The sequence below is a fragment of the Pseudomonas sp. MWU349 genome (assembly GCF_017947325.1).
Taxonomy (GTDB): domain Bacteria; phylum Pseudomonadota; class Gammaproteobacteria; order Pseudomonadales; family Pseudomonadaceae; genus Aquipseudomonas; species Aquipseudomonas protegens.
On sequence record NZ_JAFEVP010000001.1, the window covers coordinates 247802 to 265611 of the forward strand.

Below are 17810 nucleotides of genomic sequence, written 5' to 3' on the forward strand. Positions count from 1 at the left end.
CACCCGGCCGCACATTGCTTCAACTGGCGTTACGCGCCTTGGCCACGCGGGAGCCGGTGGGGCGTCCCAGCACGTTGCAGATCTGCCGGCCGGCGTCGATCAGGCGGTCCATGTCGACACCGGTATGGATGCCCAGGCCATTGAGCAGGTAGAGCACGTCTTCAGTGGCGACGTTTCCGCTGGCGCCCTTGGCATAGGGGCAGCCGCCGAGGCCGGCGATCGAGCTGTCGAACACCGCGATGCCTTCCAGCAGGCTGGCGTAGACATTGGCCAGGGCCTGGCCGTAGGTGTCGTGGAAGTGCCCGGCGAGTTTTTCCCGTGGTACCTGGGCGCCCACCACCTCGAACATGCGCCGGGTGGCACCGGCGGTGCCGGTACCGATGGTGTCGCCCAGAGAGACCTCGTAACAGCCCATGTCATGCAGCTCGCGGGCGACCATGGCCACCTGTTCCGGGGCCACTTCACCTTCGTAAGGGCAGCCCAGCACGCACGACACGTAACCGCGCACGCTGATGCCGTGCTGCTTGGCGGCGTCCATGATCGGCACGAAGCGCTCCAGGCTTTCGCTGATGGAGCAGTTGATGTTGCGCTGGGAGAAGGCTTGCGAGGCCGCGGCGAACACCGCCACTTCCTTGACCCCCGCCGCCAGGGCATCTTCGAACCCCCGCAGGTTGGGCGCCAGTGCGCCATAGACAACCCCGGGCTTGCGCTGGATACGGGCGAAGACCTCGGCTGAACCGGCCATCTGCGGCACCCATTTGGGAGACACGAAACTGCCGACTTCTATGTAGCCCAGGCCGGCGGCGGTGAGGGCATCCACCAATTGCACCTTGTCTTCGACGCTGATGGGCTGGGCTTCGTTCTGCAGGCCGTCGCGGGGGCCGACTTCGATCAGGCGTACATGGCTGGGGAGTGACATTCAGGTTCACCTTCTTATAAGGAGTGGCGGATACCGGCGCTCGGGGCGCAGGTGTGCCGATGATTATCGGGCGGTGCTTTTCTGGTTCAGGATGGTCTGTTCCAGCGCCTGGGTGCAGCGCTCTTCGGCGGTGTCCAGTTCCAGCTTCATCTGTTCGATGTCGAGCAGTTGCTGTTCGAGCTGTTCGCGACGCTCGGCGATTTTCGCCAGCATGCTGTGCAGCTGCTTCAGGTTGCCGCTGCTCGGGTCGTAGAGCTCGATCAGTTCGCGGCACTCGGCCAGGGAAAAGCCGATGCGCTTGCCCCGCAGGATAAGTTTCAGGCTGACCTTGTCCCGGGGCGAATAGATGCGCTCCTGGCCACGGCGTTCGGGTGCCAGCAGGCCCTGCTCTTCATAGAAACGGATGGCCCGGGTGGTGATGTCGAGCTCGCGGGCGAGGTCGGAAATGCTGTAGGTCTGGCTGCTCATGGAGGCGCTCAAGAGGGGGCTTGGCGCTAAGCTAAAGGCAGGTTGACGTATACGTCAAGCAGTCCGAGCCGATCCCGTTCGCCGGCAAGCCGGCTCCTGCAGTGAGGGCTTGCCGGCGAAAGGGCTCAGGCGGTCTGCTGGTCGAGCTTCTTTTCGTAGGCCGTGACCTGCTGGCAGAGCTCGATCATCTGCTCGCGCATCCAGCGGTTGGCCGGGTCCTGGTCGGTGCTCTCGTGCCAGTACAGGTGGGTTTCCACCGGCGGGACATCATTGACCGGCAGGTTGAACGCGTGCAGTTCATGGCGACGGGCAAAGCGCTCCGGCACGGTCATGACCATGTCGGTCTGTTGCAGCACCTGGGAAGCCATCAGGTAATGCTGGGAGCGCAGGGCGATCTTGCGCTGGATACCCATCTTGCCCAGGGCCAGGTCGACATGCCCGAGGCCGCTGCGGCGGCTGGAGATATGGATATGGGTCAGGGACAGGTAATCGTCCAGGCTGAATTTTTCCTTGCCCGCCAGCGGGTGGCCCTTGCGCATGGCGCACACATAGCGGTCTTCCATCAGCTTGACGTGACGCACCTGGGGGTCGGTATTGAGCGGTGCGTCGACGGCAAAGTCCAGGCGCCCGGCTGCCAGCTCCTTGGTGGTTTCCCGGCGCTTGGAGAGAAAGCTTTCGATGATCACCGCCGGCGCCAGGCGCCGCAGGCGCTGGAACAGCGGTGGCAGGATCACCGCTTCGGTGAGGTCGGTCATGCTGATGCGGTAGGTCTTGACCGCTTGCAGGGGGTTGAAAATACGACTTTCCTGGACCGAAACCCGCAGCAGCGACAGGGCATTGCGCACCGGCCCGATGATGTTCTGTGCCATGGGCGTGGGCACCATGCCTTGGGCGGTACGCACAAAGAGCGGGTCATTGAAGGTCTCGCGCAGGCGTGCCAGGGCGTTGGATACCGCCGGTTGGGTGATGCCGACGATCTGCCCGGCGCGGGTCAGGTTGGCTTCGGTGTAGATCGCATCGAAAACGATGAAGAGGTTGAGATCGACCTTGCTCAGATTCATTGCGCTGCACTCTTATTGTTAGGGCCTGTGGGAGGGCTCGGAAGCCTGTCGGATCAGCCGATCATATATCGGTGATGAATGTTAATACACGCCGAGAATAGGCTAGGTAAATTTTCGTAGCTGATCTAGCATCGATTTCAGTCTTCCAACACCCGATCGTCACAAAGGTAGAGCTGCCCATGGAATTCGCCTATTCCCCCAAGGTTCAGGAACTGCGTGAGCGTGTCACCGCGTTCATGGATGCCTATGTTTATCCGGCCGAAGCGGTCTTCGAGCGTCAGGTTGCCGAAGGCGATCGCTGGCAGCCGACCGCCATCATGGAAGAGCTGAAACTCAAGGCCAAGGAGGCCGGGCTATGGAATTTGTTTCTGCCTGAGTCGGAGTTGGGGGCAGGCCTGACCAACCTTGAGTACGCGCCGCTGGCGGAAATCATGGGGCGTTCGTTGTTGGGCCCGGAACCCTTCAACTGCTCGGCACCGGATACCGGCAACATGGAAGTGCTGGTGCGCTACGCCAACGAAGAGCAGAAACAGCGCTGGCTGGAGCCATTGCTGCGTGGCGAGATCCGCTCCGCGTTCGCCATGACCGAGCCGGACGTGGCCTCGTCCGATGCCACCAACATGGCGGCCCGTGCGGTACGCGACGGCGACCAGTGGCTGATCAACGGCAAGAAATGGTGGACCTCGGGCGCCTGCGACCCACGCTGCAAGATCCTGATCTTCATGGGCCTGAGCAACCCGGATGCGCCGCGCCACCAACAGCACTCGATGATCCTGGTGCCGGTGGATACCCCCGGGGTGAAGATCGTTCGCCCGTTGCCGGTGTTCGGCTACGACGACGCCCCCCATGGCCACGCCGAAGTGCTGTTCGATAACGTCCGGGTGCCCTACGAGAACGTGCTGCTGGGCGAGGGCCGTGGTTTCGAGATTGCCCAGGGCCGCCTTGGCCCGGGCCGGATCCACCACTGCATGCGCTCCATCGGCATGGCGGAGCGGGCGCTGGAACTGATGTGCAAGCGTTCGGTGAGCCGCACTGCCTTTGGCAAGCCGCTGGCGCGCCTGGGGGGCAACATCGACAAGATCGCCGACTCGCGGATGGAGATCGACATGGCCCGGCTGCTGACGCTCAAGGCCGCGTACATGATGGACACCGTGGGCAACAAGGTGGCCAAGAGCGAGATTGCCCAGATCAAGGTCGTGGCGCCGAACGTGGCCCTGCGGGTGATCGACCGGGCGATCCAGATTCACGGCGGGGCCGGGGTCTCCAACGACTTCCCGCTGGCCTACATGTATGCGATGCAGCGCACCTTGCGCCTGGCCGACGGTCCGGACGAAGTGCACCGCGCGGCGATCGGCAAGTATGAAATCGGCAAATATGTGCCCAAGGAACTGATGCGTAGCGGGCATTGAGGGCGATGCGGCCGGCCTGTCGAAAGGCAGGCCGGCCGCTGTGAGCTCAGTACACCCAGACCTCCACGCGGCGGTTCTTGATCCGCCCTTCGTCGGCACTGTTGGCTGCTACCGGCAGCTCGGCGCCAAAGCCGCGAATCTCGCGAAACACCACGCCGCTCTTCACCAGTTCCCGGCGTACCGCCATGGCCCGCAGTTTGGACAGCAGGGCCGCGCGGGCCGGATCGTTCTTGGCGTCACCGAAGCCGGCCAGGGTTACCTGGCGGTTCATCTTGCCGTGCTGGCGCAGGTAATCCAGTACCCGATTGAGGTCCTGGCGGGCCTTGTTGTCCAGGCTGGCGCTGCCTTCCTCAAAACGAAAGTTGACCGTCAGACGCTGCGCCTGGCGGGTGAGCGCCTGATAAGCCTCCGGCATCTGCGGGCTGGGAGCGACACGCATGGCCTGCACGGTCTGGGCGATAAAGCCGTTGGCGGCGACGATGGCCTGGCCCTTGCTGCCCTGGGCAAAGCTCACCAGGGCATCGGCCCAAGGGTTCTGCCCATTGGGCGGCAGGTACAGATACAGGCGCCGTGACAGCGGGTAATCCTCGGTGGCGATCAGGCTGTTGAGCGGCAGCATCGGCTGTGAGTCGCCGTCGACAATGGCCACCGCCTTGGCCTGGCGCACATAGGGCAGGCCGATGAAACCTATGCCCTGGGGGTCTTGGCTGACTGCGTCGGATAACTGTTCGCTGGATTCGAAACGTTTCGCGCCGGGGCTCAGGGCCTTGCCGCGACGGCTGAGTACCAGTTCCTTGAAGGTGTCGTAGGTGCCGGACTGATCATCCCGGGCATAGAGATGTACCGCGCCGCCGATGCCACCCAGTTCTTCCCAGGTCTTGGCTTCGCCGCTGAACAGCCGGGCCAGTTGCTCGGTGTCCAGTTGGTTCAGCGGGTTGCGCGGATGCAGGATGATTGCCAGCCCGTCGATGGCGATCACCTGTTCGGCGCTGGGGCTTTTCAGGTCCCCCAGGCTTTCAAGGTCCACCAGCTCGCTGTCCTTGATCGGTCGTGAAGCGGCAGCCAGGTCGGCCTGGGCGGTTTTCAGAGCGGCAAAGCCGGTACTCGAACCGTGGGCGGCCACCTCCACCCGCACCGTTCGGCCCTGGGCGGTTTGCCCCACCACCTGTTGTTCATTGTCTTTGCCACTGGCGGTGATCCTGATATCGCGCAGGCCCTGTTCTTCCATCAGGCCCTTGACTAGGGCCGGGCCCAGCCGGGCGCCGATGGTATTGGAGCCTTGGATGCGCAGGACCGGCGTATTGTCCGGGGCAAGGGGCAGGGCGGCGAATACCGACCAGGGCAGGGCGTAGCAAACGAAACCGATCAGAAACAGGCTGATGGTCCGGCACCAGATATCTCGTTCGCTGACGGTGGAAGCGCGGGGCATGGCGGCACTGGCCTTCTATATAGAGGGAGGAGGTAAGTGCTGGGGACATTAAGTCAGGGAGGTGACAGGGATGTGACGGACGGGGCTATTTGCAGAGAAATGGCGAAAGTCCTACATCATAAATAGCTGTTTTCTCTAGATTTTTTGAGATTTGTCCTAAAGACCAACCCCGGAACGGTGCGTAGAGTGGGCAACTTTGTCTGGCGGGGATTGGGGCGACTGCCAACGCGTCATCCCCCGCGGATGCCTCGGCAGTGTTGAGCTGCTATTTCGTAGTGTGCAAAGGAGTTACAAATGAGTGCCTGGTTCGAGCTGAAGCAGTATGGCAGTGGTGCATGCAGATTCTTGCTGAAGACAAAGGAGGCGCAGACCATGCTTCAAAGCGACCGCTACCCTTGCCGGGACAGTGCCGAGGCGGCTCTCGGCCTGTTCCGCGCACACTGCGCTTCCCCGGAACGCTACGTCAAGAAAATTTCGTCGGGCGGCAAACCTTTTTTCAAGCTCAAGTCCGGTAAGGAAGTGATTCTGGTCAGCCACTTGTACGATTCGGAAGCCACCCTCGAGAGCGCCATCAGCGCTATCGCCAGTGCCGGTACCACGGAGCGGGTCGAGCACATACAGCTGTAACCGCAAAAAAAAGCCCATCGGCAGATGGGCTTTTTTTTGCCTGTCGATCAGCCCAGTTCGAGCCAGATCGGCGCATGGTCCGAAGGTTTTTCCATGCCCCGCAGTTCATAGTCGACCCCAGCGTCCTTGACCCGTGGCAACAACCCCTGGGAGGCCATGATCAGGTCGATGCGCAGGCCGCGCTTGGGCTCATCCTCGAAGCCGCGGCTGCGGTAGTCGAACCAGCTGAAGCGGTCGTTTACCTCGGGGTTCAGGTGACGGAAGCTGTCCACCAGGCCCCAGTTCTTCAGGCGGGCCATCCACTCGCGCTCTTCCGGCAGGAAGCTGCACTTACCGGTCTTCAGCCAGCGCTTGGCATTCTCGGCGCCGATGCCAATGTCGCAATCTTCCGGGGAAATGTTCACATCGCCCATCACCACCAGGGGCTGGTCATTGCTGAAACGGCTTTCCAGCAGGTGCTGCAGATCCTGGTAGAAGCGCTCTTTGGCCGGGAATTTGGTGGGGTGGTCGCGGCTTTCGCCCTGGGGGAAGTAGCCGTTCATGATAGTTACCGGGGTGCCGTTGGCATCGGCGAAGGTGCCCCAGATAAAGCGCCGCTGGGCGTCCTCGTCGTCACCTTCAAAGCCTTTATGCAGGGCCAACGGTGCCTGGCGCGAGAGCAGGGCTACGCCGTAATGGCCTTTCTGGCCGTGGTAATGCACGTGGTAGCCCAGGGCCTGGATGTCGGCAAGGGGGAACTGTTCGTCGGCGACCTTGGTTTCCTGCAGGCCGATCACGTCCGGCTGGTGTTTGTCGATCAGCGCCGCCAGCTGATGGGGGCGGGCACGCAGCCCGTTGATATTGAACGAGACGATTTTCATGGTCGGCGGTCCTGGCAAAACAGCGATGCTAGCTGACAACGCCCGGGCCGGCCAGCGTGGCGGCGTGGCGGATGCGCTGCTAATGTCCCTGGGGCGCGGGAACGATCAGCGGCGCGCAGGGCTCGTACTAACAAGAACGCGGCCATTTGAGCCGGGTCCAGGGGAGAGTGACCGTCATGCCTGATTCCTCCAATGTCATCGCCGATATTCACCAGCTCGACAGCGGCTATTCCCGCGAAGCGCGGTCGCTGCTGTACCAGGCTTACCGCCATGAGCCGACCTTCGGTTTCATTTTCGAAGCCGATCGGCCCGGCTACGAACAGCGGGTACGGGCCACGGTGCGTGAGTTGGTGAAGCAGCATTTTCTTCAGGACCTGCCGGCCATCGGCCTGCTGGTCAATGACCGGCTGATCGGCATCGCCCTGATCGCGCCGCCGCAACGGCGGCTGGGCATCACCGAGAGTTGGGCCTGGCGCCTGCGCATGGTGCTCAGCACCGGGTTTCGCTGCACCCAGCGCTATCTGGAGTATCACCAGGCGGTGCAGGCCTGCCTGCCCAACGATGCGGTGCATGTGTTGCCGCTGCTGGGGGTGCATCCGCAGTTTCAGGGCCAGCATTTCGGCGAGCAATTGCTGGCGGCGGTGCACAACTGGTGCGCCGTGGACGAACATTCCCAGGGTGTGGTGCTGGACACCGGCAATCCGCGTTACCTGGAGTTCTACAAGCGTCAGGGCTATGAGGAGATCGGTGAGATTGCGGTGGGGCCGGTGCGTGAGCACGTATTTTTTCACCCCAACCCGCAGCACTTACAAAGAGCAACAGCCTGATATAGAACTTTCCGTGTACCTGAGCGCTCTATCGCCCTCCCAAGCTCGTGATAGCATCCGCGCCTATGAAGTTTCCAGGAAGATTTACCAGCGGCTTTTTGCTGTTGTTCACAAGCTGTGCGGCGCTGGCGCAGAGCGAATTGGATGTCAGGGTCAAGCCCGCCAATGATGAGCTGAAGGCCAATGTGGAGGGTTACATTGGCAGTGTCGGCGATCGCGATGAAGAAGCCTTGCTGCGGTTCAGCCGGGGTGCCGAGGAGCAGGCGAAGAAAGCCGCCCAGGCCCTGGGCTACTACCAACCGCATATCCAGAGCGAGGTGCGTGGCGGTGACAAACCGCGCCTGACGTTGCGGATCGATCCCGGCGAACCGGTGCACCTGCGCAACGTGACAGTCCGGGTCGAAGGCCCGGCGGCCTCCCTCAAGTCATTTCGCCTTCCCGACAGCGACCAGCTCAAGCCTGGCGCCGTGCTCAATCATGGCCATTACGAAGACGCCAAGCGCCTGATCCAGAACCAGGCTTCGCGCTATGGCTTTTTCAGCGGGCGCTTTACTCAGCAGAAACTGTCGGTGGACCCCCAGGCCGGTGTCGCGGACATCGACCTGGTCTATGACAGCGGCCCGCGCTACGCGCTGGGCAAGGTCAGCTTTAGCGGCGACTCCCTGTTCGATGAAGACCTGTTACGGCGCATGGTGCCGTTCAAGGCCGGCGCGCCCTATGACTCCGAACTGATCGCCGAACTCAACCAGGCCCTGCAGTCGAGCGGCTACTTCGAGGGCGTGCGGGTGGACGCCGCGCCTACTGCCGCCGAGCACGAGGTGATTCCGGTGGTGGTCCAGCTGGAAACCCGCAAGCCCCGGACCATGGGCCTCGGCCTCGGCTATTCCACCGACGTGGGGCCGCGGGTCAAGGCCAACTGGACCCGGCACTGGGTCAACCCCCAGGGCCACAGTTACGGCTGGGAGGCGGAAGTTTCTGCCCCGCGGCAGAACGTCGGCCTGTGGTACGACATTCCCCTGGACCCGCCTCTGACCGACAAGCTGCGGTTCGCCGGGGGTTACCAGAATGAAGAGATTGCCGGCACCGATACCCTGAGCAAATTGCTCACCATCGGTCCCGAGTGGCACAGCAAGCTGCCCAGCGGCTGGCAGCGGGTGCTGTCGCTGAAGTATCAGCGAGAGGAATATCGTCTCGGGGATGACTCGGGCCTGAGTAATCTGCTGATGCCTGGCCTGACTTATTCCTACCTGCGCAGCGACAATCGCATCGACCCGCATAACGGCTATCGCATTCAATTCGACACCAAGCTGGCCAAGGAAGGGGTCGGCTCCGACACCAACCTGCTGTATGGCACAGTGCTGCTCAAGGGCCTGACCACGGTCTGGGACAACCACCGCTTTCTCGGGCGAGTGCAGTTCGGTGGCAGTGCCACCAATGGCTACAAGTCGATTCCGCCGTCCTTGCGCTTCTTTGCCGGTGGCGACCAGAGCGTCCGGGGCTACGACTATCAGACCCTGTCACCGGAAAACTCCGAAGGCGATCGTATCGGCGGGCGCTACATGGTGGCCGGTAGTGTTGAGTACCAGTATTCGATCGCCGAGAAATGGCGGATCGCGACCTTTGTCGACCAGGGCAACTCTTTCAACAAGCTGGAACTGCCTAACCTCAAGACCGGTGTGGGCGTCGGCGTACGCTGGGTTTCGCCAGTGGGACCGATCCGGGTCGACCTGGCCCACGCCATGAATGACGACGGCGGCATCCGCTTGCACTTTTCCATGGGGCCAGAGCTTTGAAGCGTGGTTTGAAGATAACGCTGCTGGCGATTCTTGCGCTGGTGATCCTGATCATTCTGGCCGTGGCCAGCGTACTCGGAACCCAGGCTGGCAGCCGTTGGGCCCTGGCACGAGTGCCGGGGCTGAGCCTGGACAATTTCGAAGGCCGCCTTGGCGGGCACTGGAGTGCCGATCATCTGCTCTGGCAACAGGGGGGCAACCGGGTCGAGCTCAATGCCGTGCAGTTCGCCTGGTCGCCCGGCTGCCTGCTGCGCATGACCCTGTGCATCGAGCAGTTGGAAGCCGATCAGGTCAGCCTCCTGTTCCCTCCGAGCGGCGAACCCGAAACCAGTTCGGAGCCCCTCAGCCTGCCGGAACTGAAGCTGCCGTTGGCCATCGAGTTGGGCCAAGTGCGTCTTGGCAGCCTGCTGTTCAATGGCAGTGAAGAACTCAAGACCCTGCAACTGGCGGCGCACTGGACTGCCCAAGGCCTGCAGATCGACTCTTTGCACCTAAAGCGCGATGACCTGAGTCTGGACCTTTCCGGGCTGCTGCAACCCAGTGGCGACTGGCCCCTGACCGCCCAGGGCAACCTCGGCTTGCCCGCTCCCGGCGGTGGCCCCTGGTCCCTGGCGCTGAAGGTTGAAGGCGACCTGCTCAAGACTCTGCGGCTCAATGCCGACAGCAGTGGCTACTTGCAAGGACAGTTGAGCGGCCAGGTACAGCCCCTGGTGGAGAACCTGCCAGCCCAGGTGCGGATCACCGCCGATGGGTTCAAGGCCAGCGCCGATCTGCCGGACACCCTGCAACTGGATCAGCTGGAGCTGACTGGCAAGGGCGACCTGAAAAGCGGCTACCAGCTCGTCGGCAAGGCCAGCCTGCCGGCGGAGCAGGGCCCGGTGGCCCTGTTGCTGCAAGGCAAGGTCGACGCCAAGGGCGCACAGATTGCCGCCCTGGACCTGAGCGCCAACGACAAGCAGCAGCTCAAGCTCAGTGGGCAACTGGACTGGAGCGAAGGTTTCGCCGCCGAGGCCAAGCTGGCCTGGCTGGACTTCCCCTGGCACCGTCTGTATCCGCTGATTGACGAGCCGGCGGTGCAGGTCCGCAGTTTTGATGCTGAAGTGGCTTACCGTGACGGTAACTACCTGGGCAACTTCAAGGGCGAGCTGGACGGCCCGGCAGGCGCATTCAGCCTGAGCAGCCCGTTCAGCGGCGACCTGACGAAAGTCTATCTGCCGCAGTTCAAGCTGGCGGCGGGCCAGGGCAAGGCCGAGGGCCACCTGAACCTGCAGTTCGCCGACGGCATTACCTGGGATACCGCCCTGGATCTGTCGGCCATCAACCCCGCGTACTGGGTGGCGGAGCTGCCAGGAACCCTGGCCGGCCCCCTGCGCAGCCAGGGCGAAATGAAGAACCAGCAACTCAAGCTCAATGCCAACCTCGACCTCAAGGGACGCTTGCGCGGACAGCCGGCGGTTCTCCAGGCCAAGGCCGACGGAGCGGGCGAGCAATGGACCCTGGGCGCGCTGGACATCCGCCTGGGAGACAACCGGATCAACGGCTCCGGCAGCCTGCAACAGAAGATCGCCGGCCAGCTGGAGATCAAGATGCCGCGCCTGGGTCAGCTCTGGCCCGAGTTACGTGGGCAGCTCAACGGTCGGCTGGACCTGGCCGGCACCCTCAAGGCGCCACAGGGCAAGCTGGACCTGGCCGGGCAGCAACTGGCCTTTGCCGAAAACCGCCTGCAGAACCTCAAGTTGGACGCCACTCTGGATGGTGCGCAAAAGGCCCAGGTGGACCTCAAGGGCAGCGGGATTCAACTGGGCGACACGCAGTTGGGGACCCTGACCCTGGCCGGCCAGGGCGACATCAAGAAACAGAAACTGCAACTGGACCTGCAAGGGCCGCTGTTGAAGCTGGCCCTGGGGCTGGATGGCGCCCTGGACCAGGGCAACTGGCGCGGGCGCCTGGCCAGCGGTGATGTACAGACCGGCGGCCAGGATTGGAAGCTGCAGAGCCCGGCCCGGCTTGAGCGGCTGGCCAACGGCACGCTGAACTTCGGTGCCCACTGCTGGGCCAGCGGCGATGCCAGCCTGTGCGGTGAAGACCAGCGGCTGATGCCGGACCCGAAACTGCGTTATCACCTCAAGCGTTTCCCCCTCGACAGCCTGGCGCAATGGCTGCCCAAGGATTTCGCCTGGAAGGGCATGCTCAATGCCGATGTGCAACTGGACTTGCCGGCCAGCGGGCCGCAGGGCCAGATCATGCTGGACGCCAGCGGTGGCACCCTGCGGGTCAAGGAAAAGGACCAGTGGCTGGATTTCCCCTATCAGGCGTTGAAACTCAATACCCGCCTCACCCCGCGGCGCATCGACACGCAGTTGCAGTTCGATGGCGGCAAACTGGGTGAGCTGATGCTTCAGGCGCAAATCAATCCGTTGCCGAAAAGCAAACCGCTGTCTGGTGATTTCCGCCTCAGTGGCCTGGACCTGTCCGTGGCTCGGCCGTTCGTGCCCATGGTGCAAAAGCTCAGCGGTAGCCTCAATGGCAGCGGTCGCTTGTCAGGCGGCCTGCTGGCGCCTCAGGTCAACGGCAACGTGCAGTTGTCCGGGGGCGAGGTGTCTGGCTCCGAGTTGCCCATCAGCCTTGAAGACCTGCAACTGAGCGCGCAGATCGCTGGCGAAAGCGTACAGCTCAACGGCGGCTGGAAAAGCGGCAAGGCCGGGCAGGGCAGTCTCAATGGCAACATCGCTTGGGGCCGGGCGCTCTTGGTGGACCTGAGCCTCAAGGGCACCCAACTGCCGGTGACGGTGGAGCCCTATGCGGCGCTGGAGGTGGCGCCGGACCTGAAGATCTCGCTGCAGGATGAAAAGCTGGCGATTGCCGGCAAGGTGCTGATCCCCAAGGGCCAGATCACCGTGCGCGAATTGCCGCCCTCGACGGTCAAGGTCTCCGACGACACGGTGATCGTCGGCCAGCAGACCGACGAGGGTAAAAAGCCCATGGCCATGGCCATGAACATCGACGTGGAAGTGGGCCAGGACAAGCTGGCCTTCAGCGGTTTCGGCCTGACTGCCAACCTGCAGGGGCACGTGCACATTGGCGACAACATGGATACCCGCGGTGAGCTGTGGCTCAACGACGGTCGCTATCGGGCCTACGGCCAGCGCCTGACCGTGCGTCGTGCGCGGCTGCTGTTTGCCGGCCCCATCGACCAGCCTTACCTGGACATCGAGGCCGTGCGCCAGACTGACGACGTGATTGCCGGCATCCGCCTGAGCGGCAGCGCCGAGCAACCGGCAACGCAGATCTTCTCGGAGCCGGCCATGAGCCAGGAGCAGGCACTGTCCTATCTGGTCTTGGGGCGCCCGCTGACGTCCACGGGTGAAGACAACAACATGCTGGCCCAGGCGGCTCTCGGGCTGGGGCTGATGGGCAGCTCGGAGCTGACCGGCGGCATTGCCAAGAACCTGGGCATCCAGGACTTCCAACTCGATACCCAGGGCAGCGGCAACAACACCAGCGTGGTGGCCAGCGGCGCCATTTCCGAAAGGCTCAGCCTGCGCTATGGCGTCGGGGTCTTTGAGCCGGCCAGCACCATCGCTCTGCGTTACAAGCTGAGCAAGAAGGTCTACCTGGAAGCGGCGAGCGGTTTCGCCAGCTCCCTGGATATCTTTTACAAGCGCGATTTCTGAGGAATCAGGGGCGGCACACCAGTGTCGCCCGCTCATAGTTCAGCGCCTTGTTGCGTTCGGGCAACGCATAAGGCGCTTCACAGCGCTGGCCCTGCCAATTGATGGTCAGGGTCCCAGCGTCGGCTTCAACCAGTGCCAGAGCGTTGCCACCGGGGTCAGAGATCGCCAACTGTTTGCCGGTACTGTCCTCCAGGGACGCGCCAAACGGAATCGGCTGGTGTTGGGCGTCGAACAGCGCAAACTGCACCCGCCTTCCGGTCTTACCGGTGTAGCGCGCCAGCACCACGGCACCACGACGTGGCACCACTTGCCGAGTCGCACTGTCGATCTCGATATCGGCGCCCAGGTCACGAGTGTCGAGGTTGATCCAGTTCACGCGATAGGGCTGCGCGTTGGGTACCACGGCGAAGCCATTGCTGCCGGTCCTGGCTCCGGAGAAGCTGCCGATTTTCACCCCTTCCACGCCTTCGACCTGCGCCAGCGCGAACGTCTCGCCCAGGGTTTGTCCCAGGTTGATCCCGCCACCATGGCCGACGATCGAGCCTGACAGGTTAAGGTTTTGCGAGTTGTAGCCGCGCCCCTGGCTGTAGCCGGCATTGATATCCATTACCGAGGTGCGGGTGCTGAGGTTGACCGAGCCGGAGCGGCCGCCAGTGCTGCTGTTGCCGGCTTGCACCGAGTAATAGGTGTCGCTGTCTTGCGACAGATAGCCATTGATGCCCATTTGCGTGGTATCGCTGGATTTCTGCGTGCTGGCCGAGACGAAGGCGCGGGGTGCGCGAGGCTTGGAGCCCAGCGGGAACGATACGGACAGGTTCACCAGCGTGTCATTGTTCGCTGGCCCGTAGTTGCCGACATCCCTGGAGTAGGTGGCGCCGAGGTTGTAGCTCACATCGCCCCAATAGTTGCTGTAACCCGCCGACAGGCTTTGCGATCCGCCGCGTCCCCAGTAACGCTGGTCGCTGGCGTTGATGTAGACGCTGCCGTATCGCTGGTTTCGGCCCAGGCTTTGGTTAACGGTCAGGTCGGTGCGGGTTTTCGAGTTGCCGGTGAGCTTCCGGCCGTCGTTGCTCAGTTCCTCGACGTGCTCGGTGAGGGTCCGATAGCCCTCGGTCGAGTAGCGATAGGCGGCGAGGGTGAAGTTGGTGTCGGTGCCGGTGAACGTCTTCGCATACAGCGCGCGCAGGCTGTTACCGGCGATGGTTTCGCCGAAAGTGCTGCTCAGGGAGTGGGTCAAATCCAGGGATATGGCACCGATAGTTGTATTGCGGCCAGCTCCCACGGACAGCGCCTTGAAGTTTTCCGAGGCCTGCACCCCGACGATCCCGGACAGGTTACTGCTGATGCCGTACGCCACGCTGCTGCTGACAAACTGCGGAGTCTTCTGATCATCGCTGTTGCTGTTGTACTGGCCGACCGAGACGCTGTACTTCAACTGGCCCTCACGGACCATGATCGGCAGGCTGGAAAATGCCTGCACCGTCACCCGGCGGCGACCATCGGCTTCGATAATCGTCACTTCCAGGTCGCCGTTGGAGCCGCTGGGGTAGATATCGCTGATCTCGAATGGCCCCGGCGGCACATTGGCGCTGTAGAGGAGGTAGCTGTCCTGGCGAATCTCCACGGTGGCGCTGGACTGCGCGATGCCGCGAATGATTGGCGCATAACCGCGCTCGCTGTCGGCACGCATGCCGTCGTCGGACGCCAGTTTCAGGCCGCGATAGCGCACGCTGTCGAACAGGTCGGCATCTGAAAAAATATCCCCGGCGCTGAACTGGCCTTTCAGGGCAGTCACATCATGTTGCAGGTAGCTGCGGTTGCTTTTGAATATGCTGGGGCGGCCGGTGCTGCTGCTGAAGTTCGATTCATTACGCAAGCGCCAGGCACCGAGGTTGAGGCCGTTGCGCAAGCCGACGTTGTTGGACAAGGTGCTTTCACCCCGAGTGCTGCTACGGTTGCTGCTCAATTGATAGTTGATGAATGCGGCGCGAACGCCTTCGTCCCACAGGGCCGGGTCGACATAACCACGTCGGCCGCGCGCCATGGCGCTTTGCGGAACACTGACCATCAAGCGCAGACGGGGCATGTCGTAGCGCACGCTGGCATGATCAATCAAGGCGGGCAGGTCGAGGCAGGCATCGGGATCATCGCTGCTCAGTTTGCCGCTGGCTTGCAGCTTGCCGATGTCGACCCCCAATTGCTGCACCATCTCCAGAGTCAGGCAGGCCTGGACCTTGCTCGTGCCGGAAGGGCGACGAAAATCGATGTCGCGGCGGCCAACCAGCGTTTCGTTGCCGTACAGATCCATACGGTAGACCCCGGGCAGCACGCGACTGCTGGCGAGCAATGATTGCAGATCGACAGCAGACGGTGCGCCTTGCAGAAAAGAGGTATTGAACTGTTCATCACCCTCGGCCGCGCAGGTGGTGCTGAACAACAGGGCAATCGAAAATGGCGCCCATCCGTCGCGCTTGAGTAAAAACATGCAGGAACCCCATATCACCTCCGATACGAACTAACGGAGCGAAGAGAAATACAGTGGAAGTTCAACCGTCACTGCGGCATGTAAATTAGGGGGTTTCTTTATTCAAACTGGCTCGGGTGTCAGCGCTGTTGGAAAGTTGCGCGCTATAACTATCTTGTGCGCCATAGTCATTAATGCTTCTGAATGAAAGATGGGCTGTATTGGCGTTGTGAAGTTGCTTGAGGCTGAAGTCTTTTTGTTCGCCTGGGGCAATCATCATCGAATCAAAGGGATGTTCATTGACGGCGCCGGATTGCAGGGTGATATCGGCAATCGACACGTGATACTGGCTTGGGTTGTTCACCACCAACAAGCTCTTGCCGGCTCGCTCTGTCAGGCGCCAGGTCAGTTCGCTCGGTGCCAGATAGGCGTTGTTTTTCAGGCCTGCCGGGCGAAAGAACACCTTGATGCGCTGGCGCACGGCCAGTTGCAAGGTGTTGGCGGATTTCGCCGCTTTAGGGATCTCTTGCACATTGAGCCACACCACCGACTCGCGGTCGCTTGGCATGCCTGCGCCTTCGTAGATCACCCGCAGTATTTGCTGTTCGTCACCGCTGACGCGCACCAGTGGTGGCGTCACGGCAAAGGGGACTGCTGCGGTTTCGCTGGAGTCGGCGTCGATCCAGGACTGGATCAACACATCTTCACCGCTGTTACGCACGGTGATTCCGGCCTCCTTGTGCTGGCCGTCGAAAATCAGACGGGTGCTGCTCAAGGAAATTCCGGCCACGGCCTGATTGACCGCGAGCAGGCCAAGCAGGCCTGCACAAAAGGACAGTGAGTGACGATAAAACATGAGGGCTACCGCGCAAGTGAATGAGGATGCAGGGCCGAGCGGCCCCGCACCAGGCTTGTGTGCTCGCGCGGATTATTCGTATTGCAGCGTGAACGGCAGGGTGGCGTCGCCGCGACCGGCAACAGCCAGTTTCGGGTCTACGGTGGTTACGTAGGCTGCCGAGAATTTGAGGGTGGTGTTACTGTCCTGCAGAGTGTTTTCGATCTTTGCGGTGCTCGGCGAGCTGAGGTCGATCACGGCGCCATTGGAATCAAGCAGTGCAATGCCGATACCTTTCGCAGCCCCCAGGCCATCGATCAGGCGCAGCACTTTGGTGCCGGGTTCAAGGCCCGAACCTGCGCCTTTGGTCGGCTCGAAGATCATCGCAACCTTGGTGCCGGCGTTGCAGTTGATGTTCATGTTGAAGTTTTCGACGTTCAGTGTGCCGTTGCCTTTAGGCGCGCTGGCAGTACCCATATCTTTGATCGACACTTCGCCCATGTTGACCGCAATGGTCTTGTTTTTGCCGGCGCCCTCAACGGAGCAGGCATCGTTGTTGATGGTCCCGGTGAAGTTGATAGTGCCGCTACCGGCTTTCACCGGATCATCTGCCAGTGCGTTGCCAGTGGCGGCGATGATTGAAAGTGCGAGAAGTGCGCGAGTCAGTTTTTTCATGTTGTTTTCCAATGGTTGGACTTAAAGCGACAACACGATATAACGCGCATTTCTGATGGTACATCAGACGAATCCTAGAAGTTGCTTATGGCTCAGGCGTAGTTGTCTGTTAGTTGAATAAATTGCGCTCTATGCAGTAAGTCAATAGTTCTTGGTCGCTGCTGACTTCAAGTTTGCGCATGGCTGATATTTTTTGAGTGCTTATTGTCTTGGCACTTCTATTCAGATTCCGGGCAATCTCGCTGACGCCCATCCCCGAAACAAATAAACGCAATATTTCGTGTTCTTTGGGCGACAGTCGGGTAAAGCGCTCGTCGAGGTCGACATTGCCGGCGGCCACCGAGGTCCGCGACGGCCCGTTGCGGCGTACTGGATTGCCCCGGGCAACGGCCTTCAGCGCCGTTTCGATTTCCTTGCGCAACTGGTTTTTCTGAATGATGGCCAGTACCCCGAGTTCTTGCAGGCGCGTCAGGATCAGGGGGTTGGAAATCATCGTCAGTACCAGCACTCGTACATCGGGGAAGTGCCGCGTCAGGTATTCCACCAGTTTCAGGCCGTCGCCGTAGGTCGAGTCGCCGGGCATGTTGAAATCGGTGATGACCAGGTTCACCTGGCGGGTCTCGAGCAGGTTGATCAGTTCGCTGGAGCAAACGGCTTCGCCCACCACGCGAAAGCGCTGGTCACGCTCGACCAGCTCTCGTACCCCCACCAGGACGATGGGATGGTCATCGGCAATGACTACGTTGAGGTTTTCCATGATTGATTATTC

14 protein-coding genes are annotated in these 17810 nt (G+C 61.8%); 5 read left to right on the forward strand and 9 right to left on the reverse strand.

Annotated elements, in window-relative coordinates; genetic code table 11:
- Positions 1-19: 19 nt before the first annotated feature.
- The 3 genes from KCG88_RS01035 to KCG88_RS01045 form a co-directional block, all read right to left on the reverse strand.
- The gene (locus KCG88_RS01035) at positions 20-919 is read right to left on the reverse strand and encodes a hydroxymethylglutaryl-CoA lyase (RefSeq protein ID WP_047287920.1); all 900 of its coding nucleotides are present in this window, start codon (positions 917-919) and stop codon (positions 20-22) included.
- Between the two features lie 63 nt (positions 920-982).
- Positions 983-1387, reverse strand: coding sequence for a MerR family DNA-binding transcriptional regulator (locus KCG88_RS01040; protein WP_011062220.1), 405 nt, complete (start codon positions 1385-1387; stop codon positions 983-985).
- A 125-nt stretch (positions 1388-1512) separates the two neighbouring features.
- Positions 1513-2448: a LysR family transcriptional regulator gene (locus KCG88_RS01045; protein WP_011062219.1), complete on the reverse strand. Its 936-nt coding sequence runs from the start codon at positions 2446-2448 to the stop codon at positions 1513-1515.
- A 179-nt stretch (positions 2449-2627) separates the two neighbouring features.
- Between KCG88_RS01045 and KCG88_RS01050 the strand changes: the two genes are divergently transcribed.
- Complete coding sequence (locus KCG88_RS01050) at positions 2628-3857, forward strand: acyl-CoA dehydrogenase (RefSeq protein WP_210711534.1); 1230 nt, start codon at positions 2628-2630, stop codon at positions 3855-3857.
- A 46-nt stretch (positions 3858-3903) separates the two neighbouring features.
- On the opposite strand, the gene KCG88_RS01055 is transcribed toward KCG88_RS01050, so the two are convergent.
- Positions 3904-5286 (reverse strand): phosphate ABC transporter substrate-binding/OmpA family protein, encoded by a 1383-nt coding sequence (locus KCG88_RS01055; RefSeq protein ID WP_210711535.1) that lies wholly within the window; start codon positions 5284-5286, stop codon positions 3904-3906.
- A 294-nt stretch (positions 5287-5580) separates the two neighbouring features.
- Between KCG88_RS01055 and KCG88_RS01060 the strand changes: the two genes are divergently transcribed.
- Complete coding sequence (locus KCG88_RS01060) at positions 5581-5913, forward strand: YegP family protein (protein WP_011062216.1); 333 nt, start codon at positions 5581-5583, stop codon at positions 5911-5913.
- 47 nt (positions 5914-5960) lie between these two features.
- Here the strand turns inward: KCG88_RS01060 and xthA are convergent, their stop codons facing one another.
- Positions 5961-6773 (reverse strand): exodeoxyribonuclease III, encoded by an 813-nt coding sequence (xthA, locus tag KCG88_RS01065; protein WP_011062215.1) that lies wholly within the window; start codon positions 6771-6773, stop codon positions 5961-5963.
- A 176-nt stretch (positions 6774-6949) separates the two neighbouring features.
- Here xthA and KCG88_RS01070 point away from each other — a divergent pair, with 176 nt between their 5' ends.
- The 3 genes from KCG88_RS01070 (at position 6950) to KCG88_RS01080 (ending at position 13067) form a co-directional block, all read left to right on the forward strand.
- Positions 6950-7600, forward strand: coding sequence for a GNAT family N-acetyltransferase (locus KCG88_RS01070; protein WP_011062214.1), 651 nt, complete (start codon positions 6950-6952; stop codon positions 7598-7600).
- 65 nt (positions 7601-7665) lie between these two features.
- Entirely contained in the window at positions 7666-9393 is a 1728-nt protein-coding gene (locus KCG88_RS01075) for an autotransporter assembly complex family protein (RefSeq protein WP_047287918.1), read from the forward strand.
- A complete protein-coding gene (locus KCG88_RS01080; RefSeq protein ID WP_210711536.1) occupies positions 9390-13067 on the forward strand; it encodes a translocation/assembly module TamB domain-containing protein in 3678 nt (1225 codons plus the stop codon). Before KCG88_RS01075 ends, KCG88_RS01080 begins: the two co-directional genes overlap by 4 nt.
- A 4-nt stretch (positions 13068-13071) precedes the next feature.
- Here the strand turns inward: KCG88_RS01080 and KCG88_RS01085 are convergent, their stop codons facing one another.
- The 4 genes from KCG88_RS01085 to KCG88_RS01100 form a co-directional block, all read right to left on the reverse strand.
- Complete coding sequence (locus KCG88_RS01085; RefSeq protein ID WP_210711537.1) at positions 13072-15552, reverse strand: fimbria/pilus outer membrane usher protein; 2481 nt, start codon at positions 15550-15552, stop codon at positions 13072-13074.
- Positions 15553-15637: 85 nt separating this feature from the next.
- Positions 15638-16387 (reverse strand): molecular chaperone, encoded by a 750-nt coding sequence (locus KCG88_RS01090; RefSeq protein WP_047337298.1) that lies wholly within the window; start codon positions 16385-16387, stop codon positions 15638-15640.
- Positions 16388-16459: 72 nt separating this feature from the next.
- A complete protein-coding gene (locus KCG88_RS01095; protein ID WP_047287914.1) occupies positions 16460-17041 on the reverse strand; it encodes a fimbrial protein in 582 nt (193 codons plus the stop codon).
- A 109-nt stretch (positions 17042-17150) separates the two neighbouring features.
- Positions 17151-17798, reverse strand: coding sequence for a response regulator (locus KCG88_RS01100; protein ID WP_047287913.1), 648 nt, complete (start codon positions 17796-17798; stop codon positions 17151-17153).
- Positions 17799-17810: the final 12 nt, after the last annotated feature.